This window comes from Nocardioides ultimimeridianus, assembly GCF_054777895.1.
This window is the reverse complement of record NZ_BAAHAB010000022.1, coordinates 1-19,904: the sequence shown is the minus strand read 5'-3', so window position 1 is coordinate 19,904 and position 19,904 is coordinate 1. Positions and strand designations below refer to the sequence as shown.

Genomic DNA, 19,904 nt, shown 5'->3' with positions numbered 1-19,904 from the left:
GTTCCGGAGCGATCGTGGGGTCATGAGCACGCTGCCGCCGTACGGACCTCCCTCGTTCCCCCCGCCGAGCGGATCCCCGCTCCTGCCTCCCCAGCGCCCGGCCCCGAGCCGCGGCCGCTTCGCGGCCGCCGTCCTGACCGGCGCCCTCGTCGTCGGCGGCACCGCCGGCGTCGGCGGTGCCGCGGCGTGGAACGCCCTGGACGGCTCCGGTCCCGCCGGGAGCGCCTCGACCATCACCGTCGACGGCACGCCGGTGTCGGTGGTGAAGTCCGGCAGCGTCGAGGCGGTGGCGAAGGCCGTCCTGCCCTCGGTCGTCGAGATCGACGTCGAGGGCGGCGGCAGCGCCGGCAGCGGGTCGGGCGTGGTGCTCAACAAGGCCGGGATGATCCTGACCAACAACCACGTCGTGACCCTGGACAGCAGCGTGTCCGCGCAGTCCACCCAGATCTCGGTGTCCTTCAACGACGGCACCAAGGTCGCGGCGAAGGTCGTCGGCACCGACCCCCTCACCGACACGGCGGTCATCCAGGTCAGCGGCGTGAGCGACCTGACGCCGGTCACCGTCGGCAGGTCCGACAACCTGCAGGTCGGCCAGCAGGTGGTGGCCATCGGATCGCCGTACGGGCTGAGCTCGACGGTCACCTCCGGCATCGTCAGCGCGCTGGACCGGCCCGTGGACGTCGGCCAGGACTCCGCGGGCAACACCACGGCGTACCCCGCCATCCAGACCGACGCCGCCATCAACCCCGGCAACAGCGGTGGCGCCCTGGTCGACATGGCCGGGCACCTGGTCGGCATCAACGCCTCCATCCAGACCGCGTCGGACAGCAGCACGACCGGCGGTCAGGGCGGCTCGATCGGCCTCGGGTTCGCGATCCCCATCGACGAGATCCTGCCCGTGGTCGAGCAGCTCGAGAACGGCCAGACCCCCACCCACGCCAAGCTCGGCATCCAGATCTCCGACGTCCCGCAGCAGGGCGGCCAGTCCCTCGCCGAGGTGACCGACGGCGCCCGGATCCGCGAGGTCACGTCCGGCTCCGCGGCGGGCAGCGCGGGCCTGCGCAGCGGCGACATCATCACCGGGATCGACGACCACAAGATCACCAGCGCCGACTCGCTGATCGCCACGATCCGCGCCTACCGGCCCGGCGACCAGGTGAAGGTGACCTACGAGCGTGGCGGGAAGACCGCGACGACCGAGCTGAAGCTGGGCTCGGACGCGGGCAGCAACTCCTAGAGCTTCTTGATCAGCTCGCCGCCGGTGCAGGTCGCCCGGAACCCGAGCCGCTCGTTGATGCCGATCATGTGGTCGTTGACGCCGGCGTTCCAGGTGACCAGCCGGCGGCCGGCCGCGCGCGGGTCACGCTGCACCTGGCGCAGGTTGGCGACCTTCACCGCCAGGCCGAGCCGGTGCCCGCGGTGCGCCGGGTCGACCAGGGTCCCCCACTGGAAGACCCAGTCCGGGTCGTGCTCGGCGAGGACCAGGGAGGAGTAGGCGACCACGGTGCCGTCCTCGGCCAGCGCGACGACGCGGTACGGCGTGCGGCCGCAGGCCTGGTGCAGCCGGTCGATCTCGCGGCCGGCCTCCAGGTCGGTGGTCTCGTTCTCCCACTCCATCTCGCCGAGCGGCGCCTCGGTGTTCAGCCGGGAGGACAGCTCGAGGTAGCCGGGCAGCAGCTCCTCGGGCACCGGACCGGCCCAGGAGCGGAGCTCGTAGGCCTGCGCGTGCGCCACCGCCTCGGCCTCGAGCTCGTCGAGGACGGCCGGGTCGGCAGGGAGCTCCAGCTCGCGCTGGACGTCGCCCAGGCCGATCGCGTAGCCGTGACGGTCCGCGAAGCGCGCGCCCGGACTGCCCGCCTGCCCGTCGGGGTCCTCGATCCGCCACGCGGTCAGCGAGGTGACGGTGGTGCGGCCGCGCTCGAGCGCCGCCTCCTCGACCGCCGCCAGCAGCGCGGTGCCGACACCGTGCCGGCGGTGCGCGGGCGGCACCGCGATCTCGACGTCGACCGAGGTCAGGTTGTCGAGCAGCGGGTACGTCGAGAAGGCCGCACCCACCACGGTGCCGTCGGCCTCGGCCGCGAACATCTGGTAGGCGTTGCGGACCCACTCACCCCGGACCATGGCCGCGATCTCCGGCAGCTGCCAGTACGTCGCGTGCCGGCCCAGGTCGTGCGCCAGACCCGCCCGGTAGACCTCCCACCAGGCGGCCAGCTCGGCGTCGTCGTACCCCTTCGGGCGGGTGATCCTCAGGTCGGGCACGATCCTTGATTGTTCTCGCGGCCCGCGCGGAACGCCACCGAGTTTCGCTGCGGTCAGTCGTCGCTCGAGACCGAGCCCGCCGTCACCAGCCGTTCGGCCTCCGGGCCGGAGACCGGGACACAGCCCGTGGCGACGTCCAGCTCGGCGAAGTGGTCGCTGAGCACGAGGCCGCCGAACAGGCCGTCGTAGTAGCTGCCGGCGGGGCGGTCGTCGAAGTCGGCGCCGGTGAGGTCGAACGCGAGGTGCCCCGGGCGCATCCGCACCCCGCGGACCTGCCACTGCGACGCCCGCGCGCGCTCGAGGACGGCTTGCAGGTCACCGCTGCCCTCAACGTCGAAGGAGCCCGACGCCCGGAACTCCACCTGGTGCCCGCTGTAGACCACGCACTCCTGCCAGCCGCCGGCCCAGCCCACGAGGCCCTGGGGGTCGGCGTCCTCGGTGGCGAGCGACAGCAGGAGGTCGGCCATCCGTTCGGCCTCGGCCTGGCGGGCGGCGGCGGTCCCGGTGAGCGAGCCGGCACCTGCGCCGGCCGCGTCGCCCGCATCCTGGCCGGGTGTGGCGGCGCCGCACGTGGCCAGGACCGGAGCGCAGAGCAGTGCCGCGACGAGGGCGCGGAGCCTCATGACAGGAATCCCTTCAGGGTGCTGAGGAGGGCGTCGGCTCCGACGCCGACCGGGGTCGCTTCCGTCGCGAGCCTGATCGGCCCCGCGAGCTTGGTGGCCGCGTGCAGCAGCTGCTTGCCGCCGTAGTCGTAGACCAGGTTGTCCGCGGAGGACGGGGTCGCGTTGAGCAGGCTGTGGGCGGCCAGGTCCCCGAGGCTCTCGTAGTTGTCGGCATCGCGACCCGGCACCACGTCCGGCGTCCCCCCGGTCGCGAGCGCCGCGACGTTGCCCAGACCCGGCGTGCCCGGGCCGAGGTAGTTGCTCGACCCGTGATTGCCGAACTTCATCACGCCGTCGATGCTCTCCGGGCCGGTCTGCTCCCCGATCCGCTGGGCGCCGTACGTCGCCGTGGCCGGGTCGGCGCCCAGGGTGCCCGGACCGCCGTGCGGCCCGCTGCCGATCAGGGAGACCGGGTCGTGGTCGTCGGCCCCGACGTACACCCGGATCCCGCTGTCCCCCACCAGGTCGTGGACGTTGCTGCCGGGGGCGCCGGGGTCGGCGAGCAGGACGACGGCGTCCAGGTCGGTCCGGCCGTGCGGCGAGGCGTCCTGGGCGGCGTACGACGCCACGACGGAGCCGTAGCTGTGGCCGATCACCGTGACGTCGGCGCCGCGGTGGTCCCGGGTCACGTCGAGGCCGTCGAGGAAGCCCGCGAGCCGCCGGCCACCGTCCTCGGCGTCGGCGGTGTTCGTGACCCCGATCGCGTCGGTGAGCGCCGCGTGCCGCTTCGCGGGGTCGAGGACGTCGCTGAAGCTGTGGATCTCGTCGGCGCTGGGCGCGTCGTAGTTCTCGTAGAGGACCGTCGCCACGGAGTGCGCGTGCCGGTGCATCGCGTGACGGAGGTCCTCGATCCGGCCGACGTCACTGAGCGTGCCACCGTCGGTCGTGAAGCCCGGCGTGTACGTCGCGACGTGCTGGGCGTGGTCCGGGTTGCCGAGGCTGACGATCGACGTACCGTCGCCGCCGTACGCCGCCGGGCTGTACTCGATCACGTTGAGCAGGCCGCGACCGGTCACCGGGTCCACGTCGTGCCGGTGGTCGTCGATGACCGCTTGGACGGCGTCGAGGTTGGACAGGGCGTGCTGCTCGGCGGCGGTGGTGGTGCCCGCGGCGCTGCGCTGCTGCAGGTAGCTGCGGCGGGCCGCGATCGCGGCGCGGTTGGCCCGGTCGCGCCCGGTGATCGGGATGCCGTCGGTCCGGCCGACGATCGAGGGATGCGCCACGATCAGGGCCTGGCGCTGGGCGACGCTGAGGGTCCGCCACCAGGCCGCGACCGTGGCCGGGTCGCCGCCGATCGCCTCCAGGTGGCGCAGCAGTCCTCCGGTCTGCGGCAGTGGTGACCTCCGCGCCTCGCGGCGTGCCTCGGCCACCGTGTCGATGCGGCGCAGGGCGGCGACGTACGTCGCCTGCGCCTCGGCCAGGTCACGCACCCAGGCCTCGATCGCAGCGGTCAGATGGGCGGCCCGCGAGCGGAGTCCGGCGGCCTCCTGGACGGCGGTGGGGCCGGTGAAGTCACCGTTGTGCAGGTCCACCTGCGCGCGGCGGATCTCCTGGTTGAGGACGTGCCGCTCGAAGGCGAGCGGCCCACGACGGCGCCTCAGCACGGTCAGCCGGTCCTCGAACACGGTGGTGGCGACCGTGGCGCGCTGCAGGGCGCTGTGCGCCACGTCGGCGCGGCGCGCGAAGCGGGTGCGGGCGTGCCCGGCCGCCTCCGCCGCGTCGCCCGACCAGCCGGCGGGCGCGGCGCCGCGGTCGGCCCACGCGCAGACGTCCTGCAGGGTCGCGGCGACGCCGCGCAGGTCGGACCCGAGGGTGCCGACCTCGGCCGGCCGGCAGGGCAGCTCCTCGAAGCCGCCGACGATGTCCGGGAGCACGGTCATCTCAGGCCTGCCGGATCGCGTCGTGGCGCTGGCCCCATGGCATCAGCGACCGGATCTGCTCGGCGAGGTGGCGGTCGGTGATCCGGTAGTCGCCGCCGACCAGTCCGAACGCCATGCGTGCGCTGCGTGCCGAGGAGGCGATGGCCCCCACCTCCCGGTGCCACCGGTGCACGAAGTCGTCCACCTCGGCCCGGACCGGCGCCGGGAGACCGGCACCGCTGATCAGCCCCATCCGCGCGACCGCACCGTCCAGGTCGTCGCCGACCACGCCCCAGCCGTGCTCGGCGTCGCGCAGGACGCTGTAGTCGACCTCGATCCTCACCGCCATGACCTCACCCCCGGGTGTGCGGTGACGGACAGGACGGTCGCGCCCTCACCGATCGCGAGATCGACCTCGACCGGCGGCTCGGCCTGCTCCCTCTGCTCGCCCTGCTCGCACGCCGTGTTGCGCAGGTGCAGCGTCGCCAGGTCCGGGCCGCGCCACGGGCGCAGCGACCAGCCGCGCCCTCCGAGCGCCACGCCGATGCCGGCCGCGAGCTCAGCGCCGGCCTCGCGGCCGATCCCGATCAGGGCGAGGCGGGCGACGAGTCGCCGGCTCGTGCCCGACCCGCGCCAGGAGACGGCGGGGGTGTCGCTCGATCCGGCCGCCTCGACGTACTCCTCCAGCAGGTGCCAGGTCGAGGCGACCGCCCGCTCGGCGGCCGCGACGCGGTCAGGCGGGAGGTCGGCCGGTGGCGGGTCCGGTGGCAGCAGGACGTAGGTGGCGTGCGGGTGCCGAGCGACGACCGTCGCCCAGAACGGGTCGGCATCGACCACCGAGGGGTCGACCTGGCGCAGCGGTGTGGTGGACATGGGAGCCGGTTGCCCGGGCCCTGATGCGCGAAAACCGGCCGCCCGGGTTCTCCACAGCCCCACCGGTCGTCAGGTTGAGCGGTGCGCTTTCCGCCCCTCTCAACCTGACGACCGGCTCAGGCAGCACGCGGGACGCCGAGGTTGAGCAGGTCGCGGGCGACCCGGCCCGGATCGTCGCGGAGCTCGCGGCTGGTGCAGCGCACGATGATGCGGCTCGGGTCGGTGAGGGCACGCTGCCGCGCGATGTCGTCCTCCCACTGCTCGACCTCCATGTGGAACGCTCCGTCCACCTCCAGCACCAGCGTGCGGCCGTCGGCCAGCGACCACTCGCAGTCGGTGAACCGGATCCTGCCCGAGGAGTCGCGCCGCTTGACCTGGCGCGCGGGTGGGGCGAGCCGGAAGGCGCGGCACATCCGCCGGACGTCGAGCTCCGCGACCGACTGCGCGCCACCGGCGATCTCGCCGAGCGCGCGCTTCATCAGCTTCGCCCATCGCAGCGGTCGCATCTGCAGGATCTCCTCGACCAGGTGCTCGGGCGTCGTCAGCTGCTGCTGGATCGCGGCCGCGAGCACTCCCTGAGCCGTCCGCTTCGAAGGCTGGTACGCCGCGAAGTGCAGGATGGCCGGCTCGATCCGGGCGACGGGGAGTGCGAGGTCGGGGCGGATCCAGCGCTGGATCGGGCGCCGCGTCTCGGCGAACCGGATCCCCGCGATCGGATCGCCCACCTCGGTGCCTCGCGGCACCAGGATCGTGATGACGTCGCGGTTCCAGTTGCGCAGCCCGGCGAGCTCGGCTGCGGTCAGGTCTCCGACGACCCCGTGGCCGTGGGCGTGCAGGACCCCGAGCCACATGAGCTGTTCGCGGGTGAGCACGCCCGTCGTCGTACTGATGACCGTCTCGCTGCGTTCCGCCCACCGTTCAGAGCTGATGCGGTGTCGGACCATGTCTGAATCGACGCCGAAGCCAGCCAGTTGGGTACGCGTCAGCAGGCCGCCCTGGGTCGCGGCCAGACGCCTCCACCGCTCATCCAGCATGCCGATGAGCGTGCCCCGGATCGGGCCCTCGCGCTGGCGTCCTCCACAGCCCTCGGGTCGTCAGGTTGAGACCGGCCTATAGGCCGCTCACAACCTGACGACCGGAGGGGTTCAGCCGACCCAGAACCCGCGACCGGGGAAGAAGTCGCCGTAGGAGCCGGGGGCCGGCCTGCTGGAGCGGGAGCCGAGGTAGGAGCCGACCACCGCGGCACCGAGGTCGCCGGACTCGGGCGCGATGACCGAGCCGTCGACCCGGCGGGCCATCGAGTCGATGAACCGGGCCAGGCCCGGGTCGTCCCCGAGCCGGAAGAACGTCGTCTGCGCGCCGAGGCGGCGGGCGTTGTCGAGCTCGCGTACGGCGAGCGCGATCGTCAGCGGGTGCGGCGGGTAGTCGAAGAACACCTCCCCGTTCGGCTCCAGGTGGGAGGTCGGCTCGCCGTCGGTGACGATCAGCAGGACCGGCTGCGCGTTCGGGTGCTTGCGGAAGTGTCGGTTGGCCAGCAGCAGCGCGTGGTGCAGGTTGGTGCCCTTCGCCCAGCGGGCGTCGAGGGCGGTCAACTGCTCGATCTGCATGGTCTGGGCGTGCCGGCCGAAGCCGATCAGCTCCAGGCTGTCGCCGCGGAAGCGGGTGCCGATCAGGGTGTGCAGCGCCAACGCCGTCTGCTTCATCGGCACCCATCGGCCGTCCATCGCCATCGAGAAGCTGGTGTCGACGCAGAGTGCCACGGCGGCCTGGGTGCGGCTGTCGGTCTCCTGGACCTCGATGTCGTCGATGGCGAAGCGCCGGCCACCGCCCTCACCCGCACGCCGTACGACGCCGTTGAGCACCGTGCGCGGGACGTCCCACGGCTCGGTGTCCCCGAATTCCCACGGACGCGAGGCGCCGGTGAGGTCGCCGGCCGCGCCGGAGCGTCGTACGTCGCGCTGCCCCTGCCGTCCCGACAGCTTCTGCGCGACGTCGCGGAGCAGCGCCTTGCCCAGCTGCCGCATCGCCTTCGGCGTGAGCCGCAGCTCGCCGTCGAAGCCGCGCTCCATCGCGCCGGTGTCGCGCAGTGCGCGCTCGAGGTCCTTGAGGCGGCGCGCGTCGACCGCCGCGTCGTTCCCGAGCTGCTGGGCGAGCTTGTCCAGGTCGATGTCGTCCAGCCCCGCACCGCGGTAGGACTGGGCCAGCTGGTCGGCGAGCGCGTCGAGGTCGGCGATGTCCTGGAGCGCGCCGGTGCCGTCACCGAGGCCCAGCCCCTGGTCGCCCTCGAACCGCTCCGACCCACCCCAGTCCTCGCCGGGGCGCAGGGCCTGCAGGTTGCCGTCGAGCCGATCGAGCTGCTCCATGAGCTGCGGCGACCCGAAGGCGGCGGCCGACAGCTCCATCAGCTCGCGGCGCTGCTCGGGAGTCATCGAGTTGAGCATCCGCTGGGCCGCGGCCGCACGCTGGGCCAGCGAGTCGAGCAGCTCGTCGAGGTTCTGCGGGTTCTCCGGGAACTGCTGGCCGTGCTTGGCCATGAAGTCGTCGAAGTCCTGCTGGGTGTCGGTCCCCTGCGCCCGCTTCTCGAGCAGCTCGTTGAGGTCGTTCAGCATCTCGTTGATCGCGGCCCGGTCCTCGTCGGTCGCGTTCTCGAGGGCGTTCTTCATGCCGGCGAAGCGCTGGTCGAGCAGCTCGCGCCCGAGCAGGTCCTTGATCTCCTCGTACGCCGCCCGCGCCTCGCTCGACTGCCAGTCGTAGTCGGCCAGCTCGGTGACGGCGGCGGCCGCCGAGTCCGGGAGGCTCTCCATCCGCAGCTCGCGGAACGCGCGGTCGCCGTCGTCCATCGTGACGTCGCGGGCGAGCTGCTTGCGCTCCTCCAGCACCGCCTTGTCGAGCAGCTCCTTGACCTGCTGCAGGGTCCCGTCGAGGTTGTTGCGCTGCAGCAGCTCGCGGCGCCGCTCGGCCACCTTGCGGGCCAGGTCGTCCAGGCCGGCGTTGTCCTGCCCGCCGCGGCGCAGGAACTCCCGCATCGCCCGCTCCGGGCTGTAGCCGGCCATGACGTCCTGGCCGATGGCGTCCAGCGCCTCGGCGATGTCGACCGGCGGGGCGAGCGGGTCGCCGCCCGCGTACCTCTCGTACCTAGCCATAGATGGTCTCGGAACCGGCGGAGTCCTTGCCGATCTTGCGGGCCAGGTAGAGGCCCTCGAGGGCCAGCTCGATCGCCGCCGCCCGCTCGCCGTCGGTCGTGCCGCCACCCGGCCCGAGGACCCGCTCGCAGACGGTGTCGTAGAGGTCGGACTCGCCGAGCACCGGCAGCCCGGACAGCAGGTCGCGGGCAGCCACCCGCTCACCGGTGACGACGGTGGCGCCGCCCTCGACCGCGTCGACCAGCAGCGCGAAGTCGATGCCACGGAAGCGGGCACGGACGACCTCGGCGGTGGCGGTGCGGAGCAGGTGGGTGAGGATCTCGTCCTCGCGGCCCTCCTCGCCGGACTCGAACTCGATCTTGCCGCCGAGCACGTCGACGGCGGTCTCCAGGTCGACGACGCGGGCGACGGCGCGGTCCTCGCCGAGCAGCGTGGCCCGCCGCAGCGCGGCCGCCGCGATCGTCTCCGCGCCCGCGATCGCGAACCGCGCGGACACCCCGGAGCGCTGGTCGACCGACGAGGACTCGCGCAGGTTGCGCGTGAAGCGGGCCAGGATCTCCACCAGGAAGTCCGGTACGTCGACCAGGTCGGTCAGCAGGTCCGCCTCCTGCCGGATCACCGCGATCTCGGCGTCCAGCTCGGTCGGGTAGTGGGTGCGGATCTCGGCGCCGAAGCGGTCCTTGAGCGGGGTGATGATCCGGCCGCGGTTGGTGTAGTCCTCGGGGTTGGCGGACGCCACGACGAGCACGTCGAGCGGCAGCCGCAGCACGTAGCCGCGGATCTGGATGTCGCGCTCCTCCATCACGTTGAGCATCGCGACCTGGATCCGCTCGGCCAGGTCGGGCAGCTCGTTGATGGCCACGATCCCCCGGTGGGACCTGGGGATCAGCCCGAAGTGGATCGTCTCCGGGTCGCCCAGGGAGCGGCCCTCGGCGACCTTCATCGGGTCGACGTCACCGATCAGGTCCGCGACCGAGGTGTCGGGGGTGGCCAGCTTCTCGGCGTACCTCTCGCTGCGGTGGCGCCACGAGACGCGCAGGGCGTCGCCGTGCTCGGCCGCCGCGGCCCGCGACTGCACGGTGATCGGGTCGAACGGGTGCTCCCCGAGCTCGCTGCCGGAGATCACCGGCGACCACTCGTCGAGCAGGCCCATCAGGGTCCGCAGGATGCGGGTCTTGCCCTGTCCGCGCTCGCCCAGCAGCACGATGTCGTGGCCGGCGATGAGCGCGCGCTCCAGCTGCGGCACGACGGTGTCGTCGAGCCCGTGCAGCCCGGGCCAGGGGTTCTCCCCGGCGGCCAGCTTGGCGAGCAGGTTGTCGCGGATCTCCTGGCGCAGGGACTTCTGGACGTGGCCGGAGGCGCGCAGCTCTCCGACGGTGCTGATGCTGGGGCTGGGGGTGGGGGCCTGGGTCACAGAGGCGGTCACGGTTCCCACGCTACGACGGCGCGCAATAGGTTTGACCGGTGCTGACTGGATGCCCGTGCGGATCGGGGACGGCGTACGACGCCTGCTGCGGGCCGTTGCACCGTGGCGCTCGCGAGGCCGCGACGGCCGAGGAGCTGATGCGGTCGCGCTACTCGGCGTACGCACGGGGCGACGTGGACTACGTCTTCCGCACCTGGCACCCGCGCACGCGTCCCGCCGTGATCGCTCCAGACGCGCTCACCTGGACCGGCCTGGTCATCCACGACTCCGGTGAGGACTGGGTGGACTTCACCGCGTCGTACCGGGGATCGGTGACCGGCTCGATGCGGGAGCGGGGCCGCTTCGAGCTCCGCCGCGGGCGTTGGGTGTACGTCGACGGGGACGTGACCTGAGCAACGCACGGCGTTCGGCCCGTCGGGCGCCGCAACCGCCTAGGCTGCGGCCGTGACGGTGCTGCTGGTGGTCGGATGCGCGGTGCTGCTCATCGCCTGCGTCGCGCTCGGCTGGGGGCTCGCGTTCACGCACCGCCAGCTGTCGCTGGCACGGCTGCACATCGAGACCCTCGAGCGCGACCTCGACGCCGCGCTGCGGCCCGGCCCGCCCACCAGCTCGGCGGAGCGTGCCATGCGCCGGGTCATCCGAACCGCGTCGCGGGTCCGCGAGCGCGGCATCACCGGCGTCATCCAGTCCACCATCGAGGACATCACGGCGTGGGCGAGCACCGAGCGCGCCGACATCCTCAACATGGCCGCTGCCGACGGCACGGTCACCCTGTTCTTCTCCGACGTGCAGGACTCCACGGCCCTCAACGACCAGCTCGGCGACAAGACCTGGGTGAAGGTGCTCGCGGCCCACGACCGGGTCCTGCGCACCCGCATCGAGCAGCACCTGGGCCAGGTCGTGAAGACCGCCGGCGACGGGTTCATGGTCGCGTTCCGCGACGCGGAGGCCGCCTGCCGGGCGGCCATCGCGATCCAGCGCGACCTCGCCCGGCCCAGCGACTCGATGCTGCGCCGACACCCGATCCAGGTGCGGATCGGCATCCACACCGGCCAGGTGGTCGCCCGCGACGGCGACTACTTCGGCACGAACGTCGCGATGGCCGCCCGGGTCGCCAGCGTGGCCGGCGGCGGCGAGACCTTCGTGAGCGAGGCTGTCACCGCGGCCATCGCCGACAGCGACCTCACGCCCGTCCCGGTCGGGGTCTACGAGCTCAAGGGCCTGTCCGGCGAGCACGCGATCAGCCGGCTCGAGATCGGCTGATCGGCCGCCTGCTCAGTAGACCTGGTGGGTGTCGTAGCTGTTGCGGTGGGTGAACGTCCAGCTGCTCGGCACGCTGGGGGCTGGAGTCGAGCAGGAGCCGGCGACCGTGCACCGGATCAGCCAGCTGCGGTACCTCAGGTTCTCCGAGATGAGCAGTGCGGTGCTGCTCTCCCACCACAGGCCCGCGAGGTTGTTCAGGGGCTCGGTGTGGATGGTGCGCAGCAGCGCCCCGTCGCTGACCCGGCGGATCTCGACGTCCACGAGCGGGTAGTTCTCGACGATGCCCGCCACCCGACGACCGTCCGGCGACACCGCCATCGGCGTGAACGGGGCGGTCCACGTCGGCGTGCCCGGGCTGGAGAACGAGGTCGGCCCGACGGGCGCGTCCGCCTGGTCGGCCGCGGTGAAGAGCAGGTCGTGCGGACGGTCGATGAGCGTCGACGTCACCCCGGGACCGAGCGCGGTCAACGTGCCCGCCGCCGCGTGCCACACCTTGACGGTCCACTGCGTCGGCACGTCGCCCGGTTGGCTGGAGTCGTTCTGCTGGGCGAACCAGACGGTTCCCCGCGACGCGGTGAGGAAGTCGAGGGCGTAGCGGCTGCTGATCGGCCCGTACAGCACCCTGCCGTCGAGGTCGAGCAGCGAGATCCGGTCGCCGTTGCCGAAACTCCTGCTGTGGATGCTGACGATGCGGCTGCCGTCGTCGGTCAGGAACCACAGCTGCCAGTCGTCGTCCAGGTGCATCGAGCTGATCAGGCGCACCCGCGTGCGGGTCACCCGGTAGAGCCGCATCCGGGCGGGCGTGGGGGTGTGCACGCGCTGGACGATCCACCCCTTCGCGCTGTGGCCGACGAGGGTGAGCTGGCTCGGCATCCACGCACGCGGCAGGTGGATGACACCGTCGGTCCGCGGGTGGAGGGAGCGGCCGACCAGGTAGTCGTGCGCGGCCCCGCCCCGGGGCAGCTCGGACGGCGTGATCGTCGTGGTGGTCCCGGTCGTGCCGGTCGTCGCCACGGCCCGTCCGGACGGTACGGCGAGCGGGCCCGCCGCCATGAGAGCCGCAGCGCTCAGCGCGATCGCGAGACGGTTCCTCATCGCTACTCCTCAGCCGAGCTGGTGCCAGTCGGTCTGGCTGCGGTGCGAGAACCACCAGTCGGACGTGACGCTGGGAGCCGTCGTGACGCACGTGCCGGAGACCGAGCAGCGGATCAGGAAGCTTCGATAGGGCATCGTCTCAGCAACGAGGATCGAGGTGTTGCTCTCCCACCAGATCTCGCCCGCGTAGTTCATGTACCTGGTCGAGTTCGTGACGTGGATGCGCCGCAGGAGCGTGCCGTCGCTGACCCGACGGATCTCGATGTCCGGATTGGGATTGTAGGTCCCGACGTTCGTGATCTGGTCACCGGCGAGACCCGCGACGCGCAACCCGTCGGGCGACACCGCCATCGGCGTGAAGAAGGCCGTCCAGGCCGGCGTCCCGGGGACGGACAGAGAGGTCGGCCCGGTCATGCCCGTGGCGCCGGGGGCGGTGAACAACAGGTCGTGCGAGCGGTCGATCAACGAGCCCGTCGCCGGAAGCTCCTTCACGGTTCCCGCCACGGCGTCCCAGACCTCGACCGTCCCCGTCTCCTGCAGCGACAGCCAGACCTTGCCCCGCGAGGCGGCGAGGAAGTCGGCCTCGCCCCCGACGGAGAGCGGTCCGTACAGCTTCTTCCCGTTGAGGTCGAGCAGCGAGATTCGGTCACCGCTGCCGTATGCCCCGATGTAGGTGCTGACGATCCGGGTGTTGTCGGCGGTGAGGAACCACAGCTGCCCGTTGATGCCGCCGAGGTCGACCGAGCGGATGAGTCGTACGGAGCCGCGGGTCACCCGGTAGAGCCGATCCGGCGCGGCACCGGTCACGCCGTCGTACCGGTCGATGATCCAACCCTTCGTGCTGTGCCCGACGAGGGTCAGCTGTGCCGGCTTCCAGGAGCGCGGGAGACGGACTACGGAGCCGGTCGCCGGATGGATCGTGCGGCCCACGAGGTAGTCGTGGGCGGCCTTGCCGCGCGGAAGCGCGGACGGCGTGATGGTCGTGCTCGTGTTCCCGGTCGCACCCAGGGCGGGCGCGGTCGGCGCAGCCAGGACTCCGGCGGCGATGGTGGCTGCCGCGGCGAGAGCGGCGGCGAGACGAAGCCTCATGGATCCTCCAGGTCGGGTCTGTGGCTGAGGGGCGTCAGCTCATCGCCTCGGCGTGCCAGCGCGGGACCTGGTCGAAGGTGTAGCGGCTGCTCGCCGGGCCGGCCGCGGTGGAGCAGGCGCCCGACAGCGGGCACCGCACGATCCAGTCCTTGCTGCCGACCGTCGCGACGAGGAACCTGTTGTCGGACTCCCAGGTCACGCCGCTGGTGGTGCCGACGGCGACCTGGCGCACCACGGTGCCGTCGCTCATCCTGCGGATCTGGAGCGTGCTCGAGGCGAAGCCGGCGACGTACGTGCCGCTCGGGGAGACCGCGACCGCGCGGAAGGCGGCGGTCCAGGCCGGCGCGCCGGGGGCCGAGAGGCTGGTCGGGCCGCCCTGCGTGGTCGAGCTCGTGGGACGCAGGAAGAGCACGTCGTGGGTGGGATCGGCGAGCGCGCCCTTCACCCCGATGCTGCTCGTGGTCCCGCCGACCGTCCAACGCTGCGTCGCGGTCGAACCGAACGGCGTGTACCAGACCTGGGTGCTGGTCGCGCCGATGTAGTTGCCGTCGTACCCGCAGCCGTGGTGGGCCGTCACGTGACCGGTCAGGTCGAGCAGCTGGAGCGTGCAGCCGCCGTACCCGTCGGTCTCGTGGTGGACGATCGCCTTGTCGTCGGAGGTGAGGTACCAGCCCAGCACGCCGCTTCCGGCGTTGCTGCCCGAGCTGATGCGCTTCACGCTCGAGCTGGTCACCCGGTAGAGCCAGCCCTGGTAGTGCTGGGCGTCCCAGCGCTGGACGTACCAGGCGCCGCCGACGCGGCCGACGAGCAGCAGCCGGGCGGGCTTCCAGGTGCTGGGCAGCCGACCGGTCGCGCCGGTCGACGAGTGCAGGACGCGACCACCGAGGAAGTCCACGCGCGGGGCCGCGCCCCGGCTCAGCGCCGAGGGGTCGATCGTCTCGGTGCGCGCAGCGGTGGCGGTCGACGCGGCGGTGGCCGCGGTCGGTACGACGAGCGCTGCGAGCGCGGTGGCCGCACAGAGTGCGGTGGCAAGGCGGTTCCGCATGTTCCCTCCAGGTCCATGTGGGCGGGCCCCGAGCCCGCTCCGTCACCACATGATGCGTTCGCCCCGCATCGTTGAAACCTGCTCCGGGTCCGGCGACCCGTCGCTGAGGCAGGTCGGCGTCAGTGCCAGTCGGTGACGTGCCGGTGCCAGAAGCCCCAGGTCCACGGCACGCTCGGAGCAGCGGTCGCGCAGGCTCCGCCGACGGTGCACCGGATGAGCCAGGTGCGGTGCGGCAGCGTCTTCGCGATGAGCAGCGTCGAGCTGTTCTCCCACCAGATGTCGCGCGGCGGGAGCTTCTCGGCACGCACCGACGGGTCGGTGTCGTGCGAGGCGAAGTGGAAGTCGTGCACGAGGGTGCCGTCGCTGACTCGCCTGATCTCGATGTCCGGATCGGCCCACGCGGGCAGCGTGTGCCACCACTCGCCGCGCACCCCGATCTGGTCGCCACTCAGGCCCACGACGAGAGCCCCGTCGGGCGAGACCGCGATGGGGGTGAAGTCCGCCGTCCACGCCGGCGTACCGGGCGAGGAGAAGGAGGTCGGGCCCACCTCGTCCGTCGTCGACCAGGCGGGGTCGGTGAACAACAGGTCGTGCCGGCGGTCGATCAGTGATGCCGACACGCCGTCCCCGAGCTTGGTGATGGTGCCTGTGCGCACGTCCCACACCCGGGTCTCGCCACCCTGGCGGCGGAACCACACCTTGCCTCGGGATGCGCCGAGGACGTCCTCGCGACTGCCGCTGCAGCCGGTGGAACGAGCTGCGATCCGATGCCCCCGGAGATCCAGCAGGGCGAACCGGGCGCATTGGTTGTCGAGGAGGTAGTCACGGTGGCTGACGATCCGGCTGCCGTCCGACGTGAGCGACCACTGCTGGCCCGTGCCGACCCCGTGGACGTCCACCGTGTCGATCAGCCGGACCGCTCCACGCGTGACGCGGTAGAGGCGCATCGGTGTCCTGATCGGCGTCCGCGTCGGCGTCGGCGCGGTGTCGTAGTCGAAGCGGGACACCAGCCAGCCCTTGGTGCTGTGGCCGATCAGTCGCAGCTGCGCGGGCTTCCATGCTCGTGGAAGCCGGATGACCGGGCCGGTCGCCGGGTGGATCGTCCGGCCCACCAGGTAGTCGTGGGCTGCCTTGCCGTGCGGCAGCGCCGACGGGGTGATCGTGGTCGTCGTGGTGGTCGTGGTGCCCGATGTGGCGAGCGCGGGCGTGGGCGCTGCCGCGAGCAACCCGGACACGATGGTGACAACGCCGAGCGCGGTGGTGAGACGGTGCTTCATGGACCCCTCCTGCTGGTGGCGGGGCCCGAGCTCCGGCGATCTCCTGTCTCGGGAGCATGCGTCGGCGGAGGGTGTGGCAAACCTCGGTCAGCGCGCGAGGATCACCGAGGACCCGTGCCCGAAGAGGCCCTGGTTGGCGGTGATCCCGACCCGGGCGCCCTCGACCTGGCGGCCCGTCGCCCGGCCGCGGAGCTGCCAGGCGAGCTCGCAGACCTGGGCGATCGCCTGGGCGGGGACGGCCTCGCCGAAGCAGGCCAGACCGCCCGAGGGGTTGACCGGGATCCGGCCGCCGATCGTGGTCTCACCGGCGCGGAGCAGCACCTCGGCCTCGCCCGGCTTGCACAGGCCGAGGTCCTCGATCCAGTCCAGCTCGAGGGCGGTCGAGAGGTCGTAGACCTCCGCGACGTCGACGTCCTCGGGGGCGATCCCGGCCTCGTCGTACGCCGCCAGGGCGATCGACTCCTTGAAGGTGTGCTCCGGGGCGCCGGCCACCGCCGAGCAGTCGGTCGAGAGCAGCGGCATGTCGATGACGGTGTTCGGGAAGGTCGGCGTCACCGTCGAGACGGCCTCGACCCGCACCGGATCGGCGATCCCGTGCTGGCGCGCGTAGTCGAGCGAGCACAGCACCAGCGCTGCCGCGCCGTCGGAGGTGGCGCAGATGTCGAGCAGGTGCAGCGGGTCGGAGACCACCGGCGACGCCAGCACCTGGTCCACCGACGACTCCTTGCGGAAGCGCGCGTTCGGGTTCTCCAGGCCGTGGCGGGCGTTCTTCACCTTCACGGCCGCGAAGTCCTCGGAGGTGGCGCCGTACAGGTCCATCCGACGCCGCGCGTAGAGGGCGAAGTACGCCGGGTTGGTCATCCCGAGCAGCCGGAACCGCAGCCAGTCAGGGTCGTTCCACCGCTCCCCCGCGTTCGGCGCGAGGAAGCCCTTCGGCGTGGTGTCCGCGCCGACGACCAGCGCGACCTCGGACATGCCGGCGAGGATGCGGGCGCGGGCGGTGTCGATGGCCTGGGCGCCCGTGGCGCAGGCGGCGTACGACGTCGCGATCCGGGCGCCGTTCCAGCCGAGTGCCTGGGCGAAGGTCGAGCCGGCGACGTACCCGGCGTAGCCGTTGCGCACGGTCTCGCCGCCGACGACCAGGTCGACGTCGGACCAGGCGATGCCCGAGTCGGCCAGGGCGGCGCGGGCCGCGTGGACGCCGTACTCGACGAAGTTCCTGCCCCACTTGCCCCACGGGTGCATGCCGACCCCGGCGACGGCGATGGCCCTGCTCATGACTGCACCTCCACGGGCTTCCAGCGGTAGATGGTCCGGCCGTCGGGGTCGAGCGGCTCCACGACGAGCTCCACCGCGGCGCCCACCCTCAGGTCGGCCACGCCGAAGCCGTCGGCGACCTGACCCAGCACGACGATGCCCTCGGGCAGCTCGACGGCGGCGAGGGCGAACGGCTCGTAGGTCTCGCAGCGCGGCACGTACGGCGCGGGCGGCTGGTACTGCGCATCGGTGTAGGACCAGATCCGGCCGCGGCGCGAGAGCTCGGCGGGCTCGGTGGCCTCGCCGGAGCACCTCGGGTTGCGGCAGTACGACGCCGCGTCGGCCGGCGGCGGAGGGAAGACCAGGTTGCCGCAGTCGGTGCAGCGCGCCGCCAGCAGCCGGGGGTCGTCGCCCGTGGTGAACCAGCCGTCGACGACGGGTGTGCCTGCTGCCGTGCTCATGGATCAGCCCCTCGAAACTAGAACGTGTTCCTATTCTAGGGGATGATCGTCAGCAGGCGGGCCGGAAGTCCTTGGCGGCGGGACCGGGGTGCCGCAGCGCGTTCAGCGTGACCGCGATGGTGACCTTGTTGTTCGGGATCAGCAGGTGCTCGGCGTAGAGGCCCGGGCACAGGTCCTGCAGGGTCACGTTGGTGGTCCGCGGACCCGGCGTCAGGAAGGCCGAGGTGTAGGGGATGACGACCTCGTCGTACTTGGACTCGATCTGGGTGTAGCTCACGCCGCCGGGGGTCTCGTCGCCCGCGTTGAGGTGCTGCAGGAACGCCGATCCCCAGGTCTGCTGGTTGCACGCCACGCAGATCAGGCCGGGCAGGAGCGCCGCGAGCGGGTTCGCGGAGGGCAGCAGCTTGGTGCCGTGGTTCGAGGGCGCGATGCCGACCAGGTCGTCGACGTACTGGGCGCCGCCGAGGAACTTGATGTAGTAGCGCGGCATCATCCCGCCCTGGCTGTGGCCGACCATCGAGACCTTGCTGGCGCCGGTCGCGGCGAGCACCTTGGCGACGTACGCCTTCAGCTCGCGGGCGGAGGTCGGGATGTCGCCGGTGGCGCGGTTGCCGTAGTTGAGGGCGAAGGTGCAGAAGCCGGCGGCGATGATGCGGGTCTCGAGGACGTCGATGAGGTGCCGGCTGTCGCCGAAGGTGCCGTGCACGACGACGACCGGCTCCGGGTGGGCCGCGGTCGGGCGACAGGACCAGTCGTTGATGCCCGGGACGTCGCCCTCGGGCACCGTCGGCAGCGGCGGCAGGATCGTGGTGTCCGCGCGTGCGGGGGTCGGCGCCATCAGGCCGGCGGTGAGCAGGAGCCCCGCGAGCAGGGCGGTCAGGTACGTCGGGAGCGTCCGCATGCCCTGATTCAACGCCATCGCGGCGTCATCGTGTGGGGTGGGTCACACCCTGGCCGCCGGGCCGGTCAGGTGCCCCACCGTCGTGACCAGCCCGATCACGACCCCCGCGACCAGCAGCCCGAGACCGAGGGTGACCTTGAGCAGCAGGGCGCCGGCGAACGCACCGACCAGGATCAGCGCGATCGCACCGAACCGGCGCACCGCCCGATTGCGGTGCTCGCCACGGAACGGGTCGGCGGCCAGCCCGGTCAGGGTCGAGGTCACCACCACCGTGGTCACGTCCGCGACCGCCACGTGGCGGGCCGTCGCGGCCTGGATGCCCATCGCCACGGCCGCGCAGGTCGTCACCCCGACCATGACCGCGTGGCTCGGGTGATCGACCAGGAGCAGCGTCGTGCCCAGGACGAGCATGATCGCGGCGACGGTCCCGAATCCGGCCGTGACGGGACGGGTCCAGCCGGTGCCGGCGTACCGCATCGTGCGACCGCCGACGGCCGCCCCGGCGGCGTACCCCAACAGGGCGAGGGCGGGGCCGAGGATCGGCAGCCCGGACCCGCCGGCGAGCGCCATGCCGAGCACCACGACGTTGCCCGTCATGTTGCCGGTGAAGACCTTGTCCAGGCCCAGGTAGCCGACCGCGTCGTTGATGCCGGTGGTGAAGGTGAGCGCGAGCATCAGGATCAGGTGCATCCGATGCAGTGGGACTGCACGCAGCCGCCTCATCGGCACACCACCCGCTCGACCGGTGCCGTCACCGAGCGGAACGTCTCGGAATGGTCGATGACCGTCTCCCCCACTTTTCGGAACACGCGAGTGATCATGACGGTGTAGCCCGGGACGCCCGCACTCGGCCGGCAGCCGGGGCCGTGCTCGGTGCGGGTCGGTGGCGCGACCGGGTCGCTGTGCGCACCCCGGCGGACCGAGACGGTCCAGGCCCTCGTCGACCACAGCCGGACCCGCACGGTGCCGCGGCTGCCGGGCCGGGCCGGTCGGGTGGCGACGTCGACGAGCACGCCCGCGGTGCCGTCGTTGCGGAACCGCAGGCCCGCCGGCACGTCGTTGCCGTCGGCCGGGTCGAGGACCACGGGCAGGTCCGCCGTGAGGTCGGCGAGGCCGGCACGGAACGCCGCCCCGAACACGGCCGTGGCGACCGCCCCCGAGCCGCGCTGCAGCCGCAGCACGTCACCGGGACGCAGCACCCGGCCGTCGACGCGCGCCGCGGCCGCGCGGACGCGGCGGTCGTCGGCCGGGCTCGAGACGTACGCCGTGAACGACGCGACCGGCCTGCGGACCG

The 19,904-nt window shown here is 72.4% G+C and carries 20 protein-coding genes; 3 read left to right on the top strand and 17 right to left on the bottom strand.

Annotated elements, in window-relative coordinates:
* Positions 1-22 precede the first annotated feature (22 nt).
* Entirely contained in the window at positions 23-1,237 is a 1,215-nt protein-coding gene (locus ACYU8V_RS19935; RefSeq protein WP_460849855.1) for a S1C family serine protease, read from the top strand.
* On the opposite strand, the gene ACYU8V_RS19930 is transcribed toward ACYU8V_RS19935, so the two are convergent.
* From ACYU8V_RS19930 to ACYU8V_RS19895, 8 genes are all read right to left on the bottom strand, one after another.
* Positions 1,234-2,259, bottom strand: coding sequence for a GNAT family N-acetyltransferase (locus ACYU8V_RS19930; RefSeq protein WP_460849854.1), 1,026 nt, complete (start codon positions 2,257-2,259; stop codon positions 1,234-1,236). The genes ACYU8V_RS19935 and ACYU8V_RS19930 overlap by 4 nt on opposite strands.
* A 53-nt stretch (positions 2,260-2,312) precedes the next feature.
* Complete coding sequence (locus tag ACYU8V_RS19925) at positions 2,313-2,882, bottom strand: hypothetical protein (protein ID WP_460849852.1); 570 nt, start codon at positions 2,880-2,882, stop codon at positions 2,313-2,315.
* Positions 2,879-4,801: an alpha/beta hydrolase gene (locus ACYU8V_RS19920; protein ID WP_460849851.1), complete on the bottom strand. Its 1,923-nt coding sequence runs from the start codon at positions 4,799-4,801 to the stop codon at positions 2,879-2,881. Before ACYU8V_RS19920 ends, ACYU8V_RS19925 begins: the two co-directional genes overlap by 4 nt.
* Before the next feature lies 1 nt (position 4,802).
* On the bottom strand, positions 4,803-5,129 hold the full coding sequence (locus tag ACYU8V_RS19915; RefSeq protein WP_460849849.1) for a hypothetical protein: 327 nt from the start codon (positions 5,127-5,129) through the stop codon (positions 4,803-4,805).
* A complete protein-coding gene (locus ACYU8V_RS19910) occupies positions 5,120-5,653 on the bottom strand; it encodes a hypothetical protein (protein ID WP_460849848.1) in 534 nt (177 codons plus the stop codon). Before ACYU8V_RS19910 ends, ACYU8V_RS19915 begins: the two co-directional genes overlap by 10 nt.
* A gap of 116 nt (positions 5,654-5,769) precedes the next feature.
* On the bottom strand, positions 5,770-6,525 hold the full coding sequence (locus ACYU8V_RS19905; protein WP_460849846.1) for a hypothetical protein: 756 nt from the start codon (positions 6,523-6,525) through the stop codon (positions 5,770-5,772).
* Positions 6,526-6,798: 273 nt separating this feature from the next.
* Positions 6,799-8,796: a vWA domain-containing protein gene (locus tag ACYU8V_RS19900; protein WP_460849845.1), complete on the bottom strand. Its 1,998-nt coding sequence runs from the start codon at positions 8,794-8,796 to the stop codon at positions 6,799-6,801.
* A complete protein-coding gene (locus ACYU8V_RS19895; protein WP_460849844.1) occupies positions 8,789-10,222 on the bottom strand; it encodes a MoxR family ATPase in 1,434 nt (477 codons plus the stop codon). The genes ACYU8V_RS19900 and ACYU8V_RS19895 overlap by 8 nt, the downstream gene beginning before the upstream one ends.
* A gap of 38 nt (positions 10,223-10,260) precedes the next feature.
* On the opposite strand from ACYU8V_RS19895, the gene ACYU8V_RS19890 reads away from it, so the two are divergent.
* Together ACYU8V_RS19890 and ACYU8V_RS19885 are read left to right on the top strand one after the other, a co-directional pair.
* On the top strand, positions 10,261-10,614 hold the full coding sequence (locus ACYU8V_RS19890) for a YchJ family protein (RefSeq protein WP_460849842.1): 354 nt from the start codon (positions 10,261-10,263) through the stop codon (positions 10,612-10,614).
* A 52-nt stretch (positions 10,615-10,666) separates the two neighbouring features.
* The gene (locus tag ACYU8V_RS19885; protein ID WP_460849841.1) at positions 10,667-11,485 is read left to right on the top strand and encodes an adenylate/guanylate cyclase domain-containing protein; all 819 of its coding nucleotides are present in this window, start codon (positions 10,667-10,669) and stop codon (positions 11,483-11,485) included.
* A 12-nt stretch (positions 11,486-11,497) separates the two neighbouring features.
* Here the strand turns inward: ACYU8V_RS19885 and ACYU8V_RS19880 are convergent, their stop codons facing one another.
* From ACYU8V_RS19880 to ACYU8V_RS19840, 9 genes are all read right to left on the bottom strand, one after another.
* Entirely contained in the window at positions 11,498-12,580 is a 1,083-nt protein-coding gene (locus ACYU8V_RS19880; protein ID WP_460849840.1) for a hypothetical protein, read from the bottom strand.
* 9 nt (positions 12,581-12,589) lie between these two features.
* A complete protein-coding gene (locus ACYU8V_RS19875) occupies positions 12,590-13,669 on the bottom strand; it encodes a hypothetical protein (RefSeq protein WP_460849839.1) in 1,080 nt (359 codons plus the stop codon).
* Between the two features lie 34 nt (positions 13,670-13,703).
* Complete coding sequence (locus ACYU8V_RS19870; protein ID WP_460849837.1) at positions 13,704-14,714, bottom strand: hypothetical protein; 1,011 nt, start codon at positions 14,712-14,714, stop codon at positions 13,704-13,706.
* A gap of 119 nt (positions 14,715-14,833) precedes the next feature.
* Complete coding sequence (locus tag ACYU8V_RS19865) at positions 14,834-15,991, bottom strand: hypothetical protein (RefSeq protein WP_460849836.1); 1,158 nt, start codon at positions 15,989-15,991, stop codon at positions 14,834-14,836.
* Between the two features lie 87 nt (positions 15,992-16,078).
* On the bottom strand, positions 16,079-17,269 hold the full coding sequence (locus tag ACYU8V_RS19860) for a lipid-transfer protein (RefSeq protein ID WP_460849834.1): 1,191 nt from the start codon (positions 17,267-17,269) through the stop codon (positions 16,079-16,081).
* Positions 17,266-17,709, bottom strand: a complete 444-nt coding sequence (locus ACYU8V_RS19855) for a Zn-ribbon domain-containing OB-fold protein (RefSeq protein WP_460849832.1) — start codon at positions 17,707-17,709, stop codon at positions 17,266-17,268. Before ACYU8V_RS19855 ends, ACYU8V_RS19860 begins: the two co-directional genes overlap by 4 nt.
* A 49-nt stretch (positions 17,710-17,758) precedes the next feature.
* Positions 17,759-18,610 (bottom strand): esterase/lipase family protein, encoded by an 852-nt coding sequence (locus tag ACYU8V_RS19850; protein ID WP_460849831.1) that lies wholly within the window; start codon positions 18,608-18,610, stop codon positions 17,759-17,761.
* Positions 18,611-18,652: 42 nt separating this feature from the next.
* Positions 18,653-19,300, bottom strand: a complete 648-nt coding sequence (locus ACYU8V_RS19845) for a YoaK family protein (RefSeq protein WP_460849830.1) — start codon at positions 19,298-19,300, stop codon at positions 18,653-18,655.
* Positions 19,301-19,329: 29 nt separating this feature from the next.
* Positions 19,330-19,904, bottom strand: a 575-nt coding sequence (locus ACYU8V_RS19840) for a hypothetical protein (protein ID WP_460849828.1), incomplete at its 5' end; no start/stop codon positions are given.

Bases quoted from the DNA above. Each gene is read 5' to 3' on its own strand.
- ACYU8V_RS19935 (WP_460849855.1), top strand. From the start codon at position 23: ATGAGCACGCTGCCGCCGTACGGACCTCCCTCGTTCCCCCCGCCGAGC.
- ACYU8V_RS19925 (WP_460849852.1), bottom strand. From the start codon at position 2,882: ATGAGGCTCCGCGCCCTCGTCGCGGCACTGCTCTGCGCTCCGGTCCTG.
- ACYU8V_RS19920 (WP_460849851.1), bottom strand. From the start codon at position 4,801: ATGACCGTGCTCCCGGACATCGTCGGCGGCTTCGAGGAGCTGCCCTGC.
- ACYU8V_RS19915 (WP_460849849.1), bottom strand. From the start codon at position 5,129: ATGGCGGTGAGGATCGAGGTCGACTACAGCGTCCTGCGCGACGCCGAG.
- ACYU8V_RS19910 (WP_460849848.1), bottom strand. From the start codon at position 5,653: ATGTCCACCACACCGCTGCGCCAGGTCGACCCCTCGGTGGTCGATGCC.
- ACYU8V_RS19900 (WP_460849845.1), bottom strand. From the start codon at position 8,796: ATGGCTAGGTACGAGAGGTACGCGGGCGGCGACCCGCTCGCCCCGCCG.
- ACYU8V_RS19880 (WP_460849840.1), bottom strand. From the start codon at position 12,580: ATGAGGAACCGTCTCGCGATCGCGCTGAGCGCTGCGGCTCTCATGGCG.
- ACYU8V_RS19875 (WP_460849839.1), bottom strand. From the start codon at position 13,669: ATGAGGCTTCGTCTCGCCGCCGCTCTCGCCGCGGCAGCCACCATCGCC.
- ACYU8V_RS19870 (WP_460849837.1), bottom strand. From the start codon at position 14,714: ATGCGGAACCGCCTTGCCACCGCACTCTGTGCGGCCACCGCGCTCGCA.
- ACYU8V_RS19865 (WP_460849836.1), bottom strand. From the start codon at position 15,991: ATGAAGCACCGTCTCACCACCGCGCTCGGCGTTGTCACCATCGTGTCC.
- ACYU8V_RS19860 (WP_460849834.1), bottom strand. From the start codon at position 17,269: ATGAGCAGGGCCATCGCCGTCGCCGGGGTCGGCATGCACCCGTGGGGC.
- ACYU8V_RS19855 (WP_460849832.1), bottom strand. From the start codon at position 17,709: ATGAGCACGGCAGCAGGCACACCCGTCGTCGACGGCTGGTTCACCACG.
- ACYU8V_RS19850 (WP_460849831.1), bottom strand. From the start codon at position 18,610: ATGCGGACGCTCCCGACGTACCTGACCGCCCTGCTCGCGGGGCTCCTG.
- ACYU8V_RS19845 (WP_460849830.1), bottom strand. From the start codon at position 19,300: ATGCACCTGATCCTGATGCTCGCGCTCACCTTCACCACCGGCATCAAC.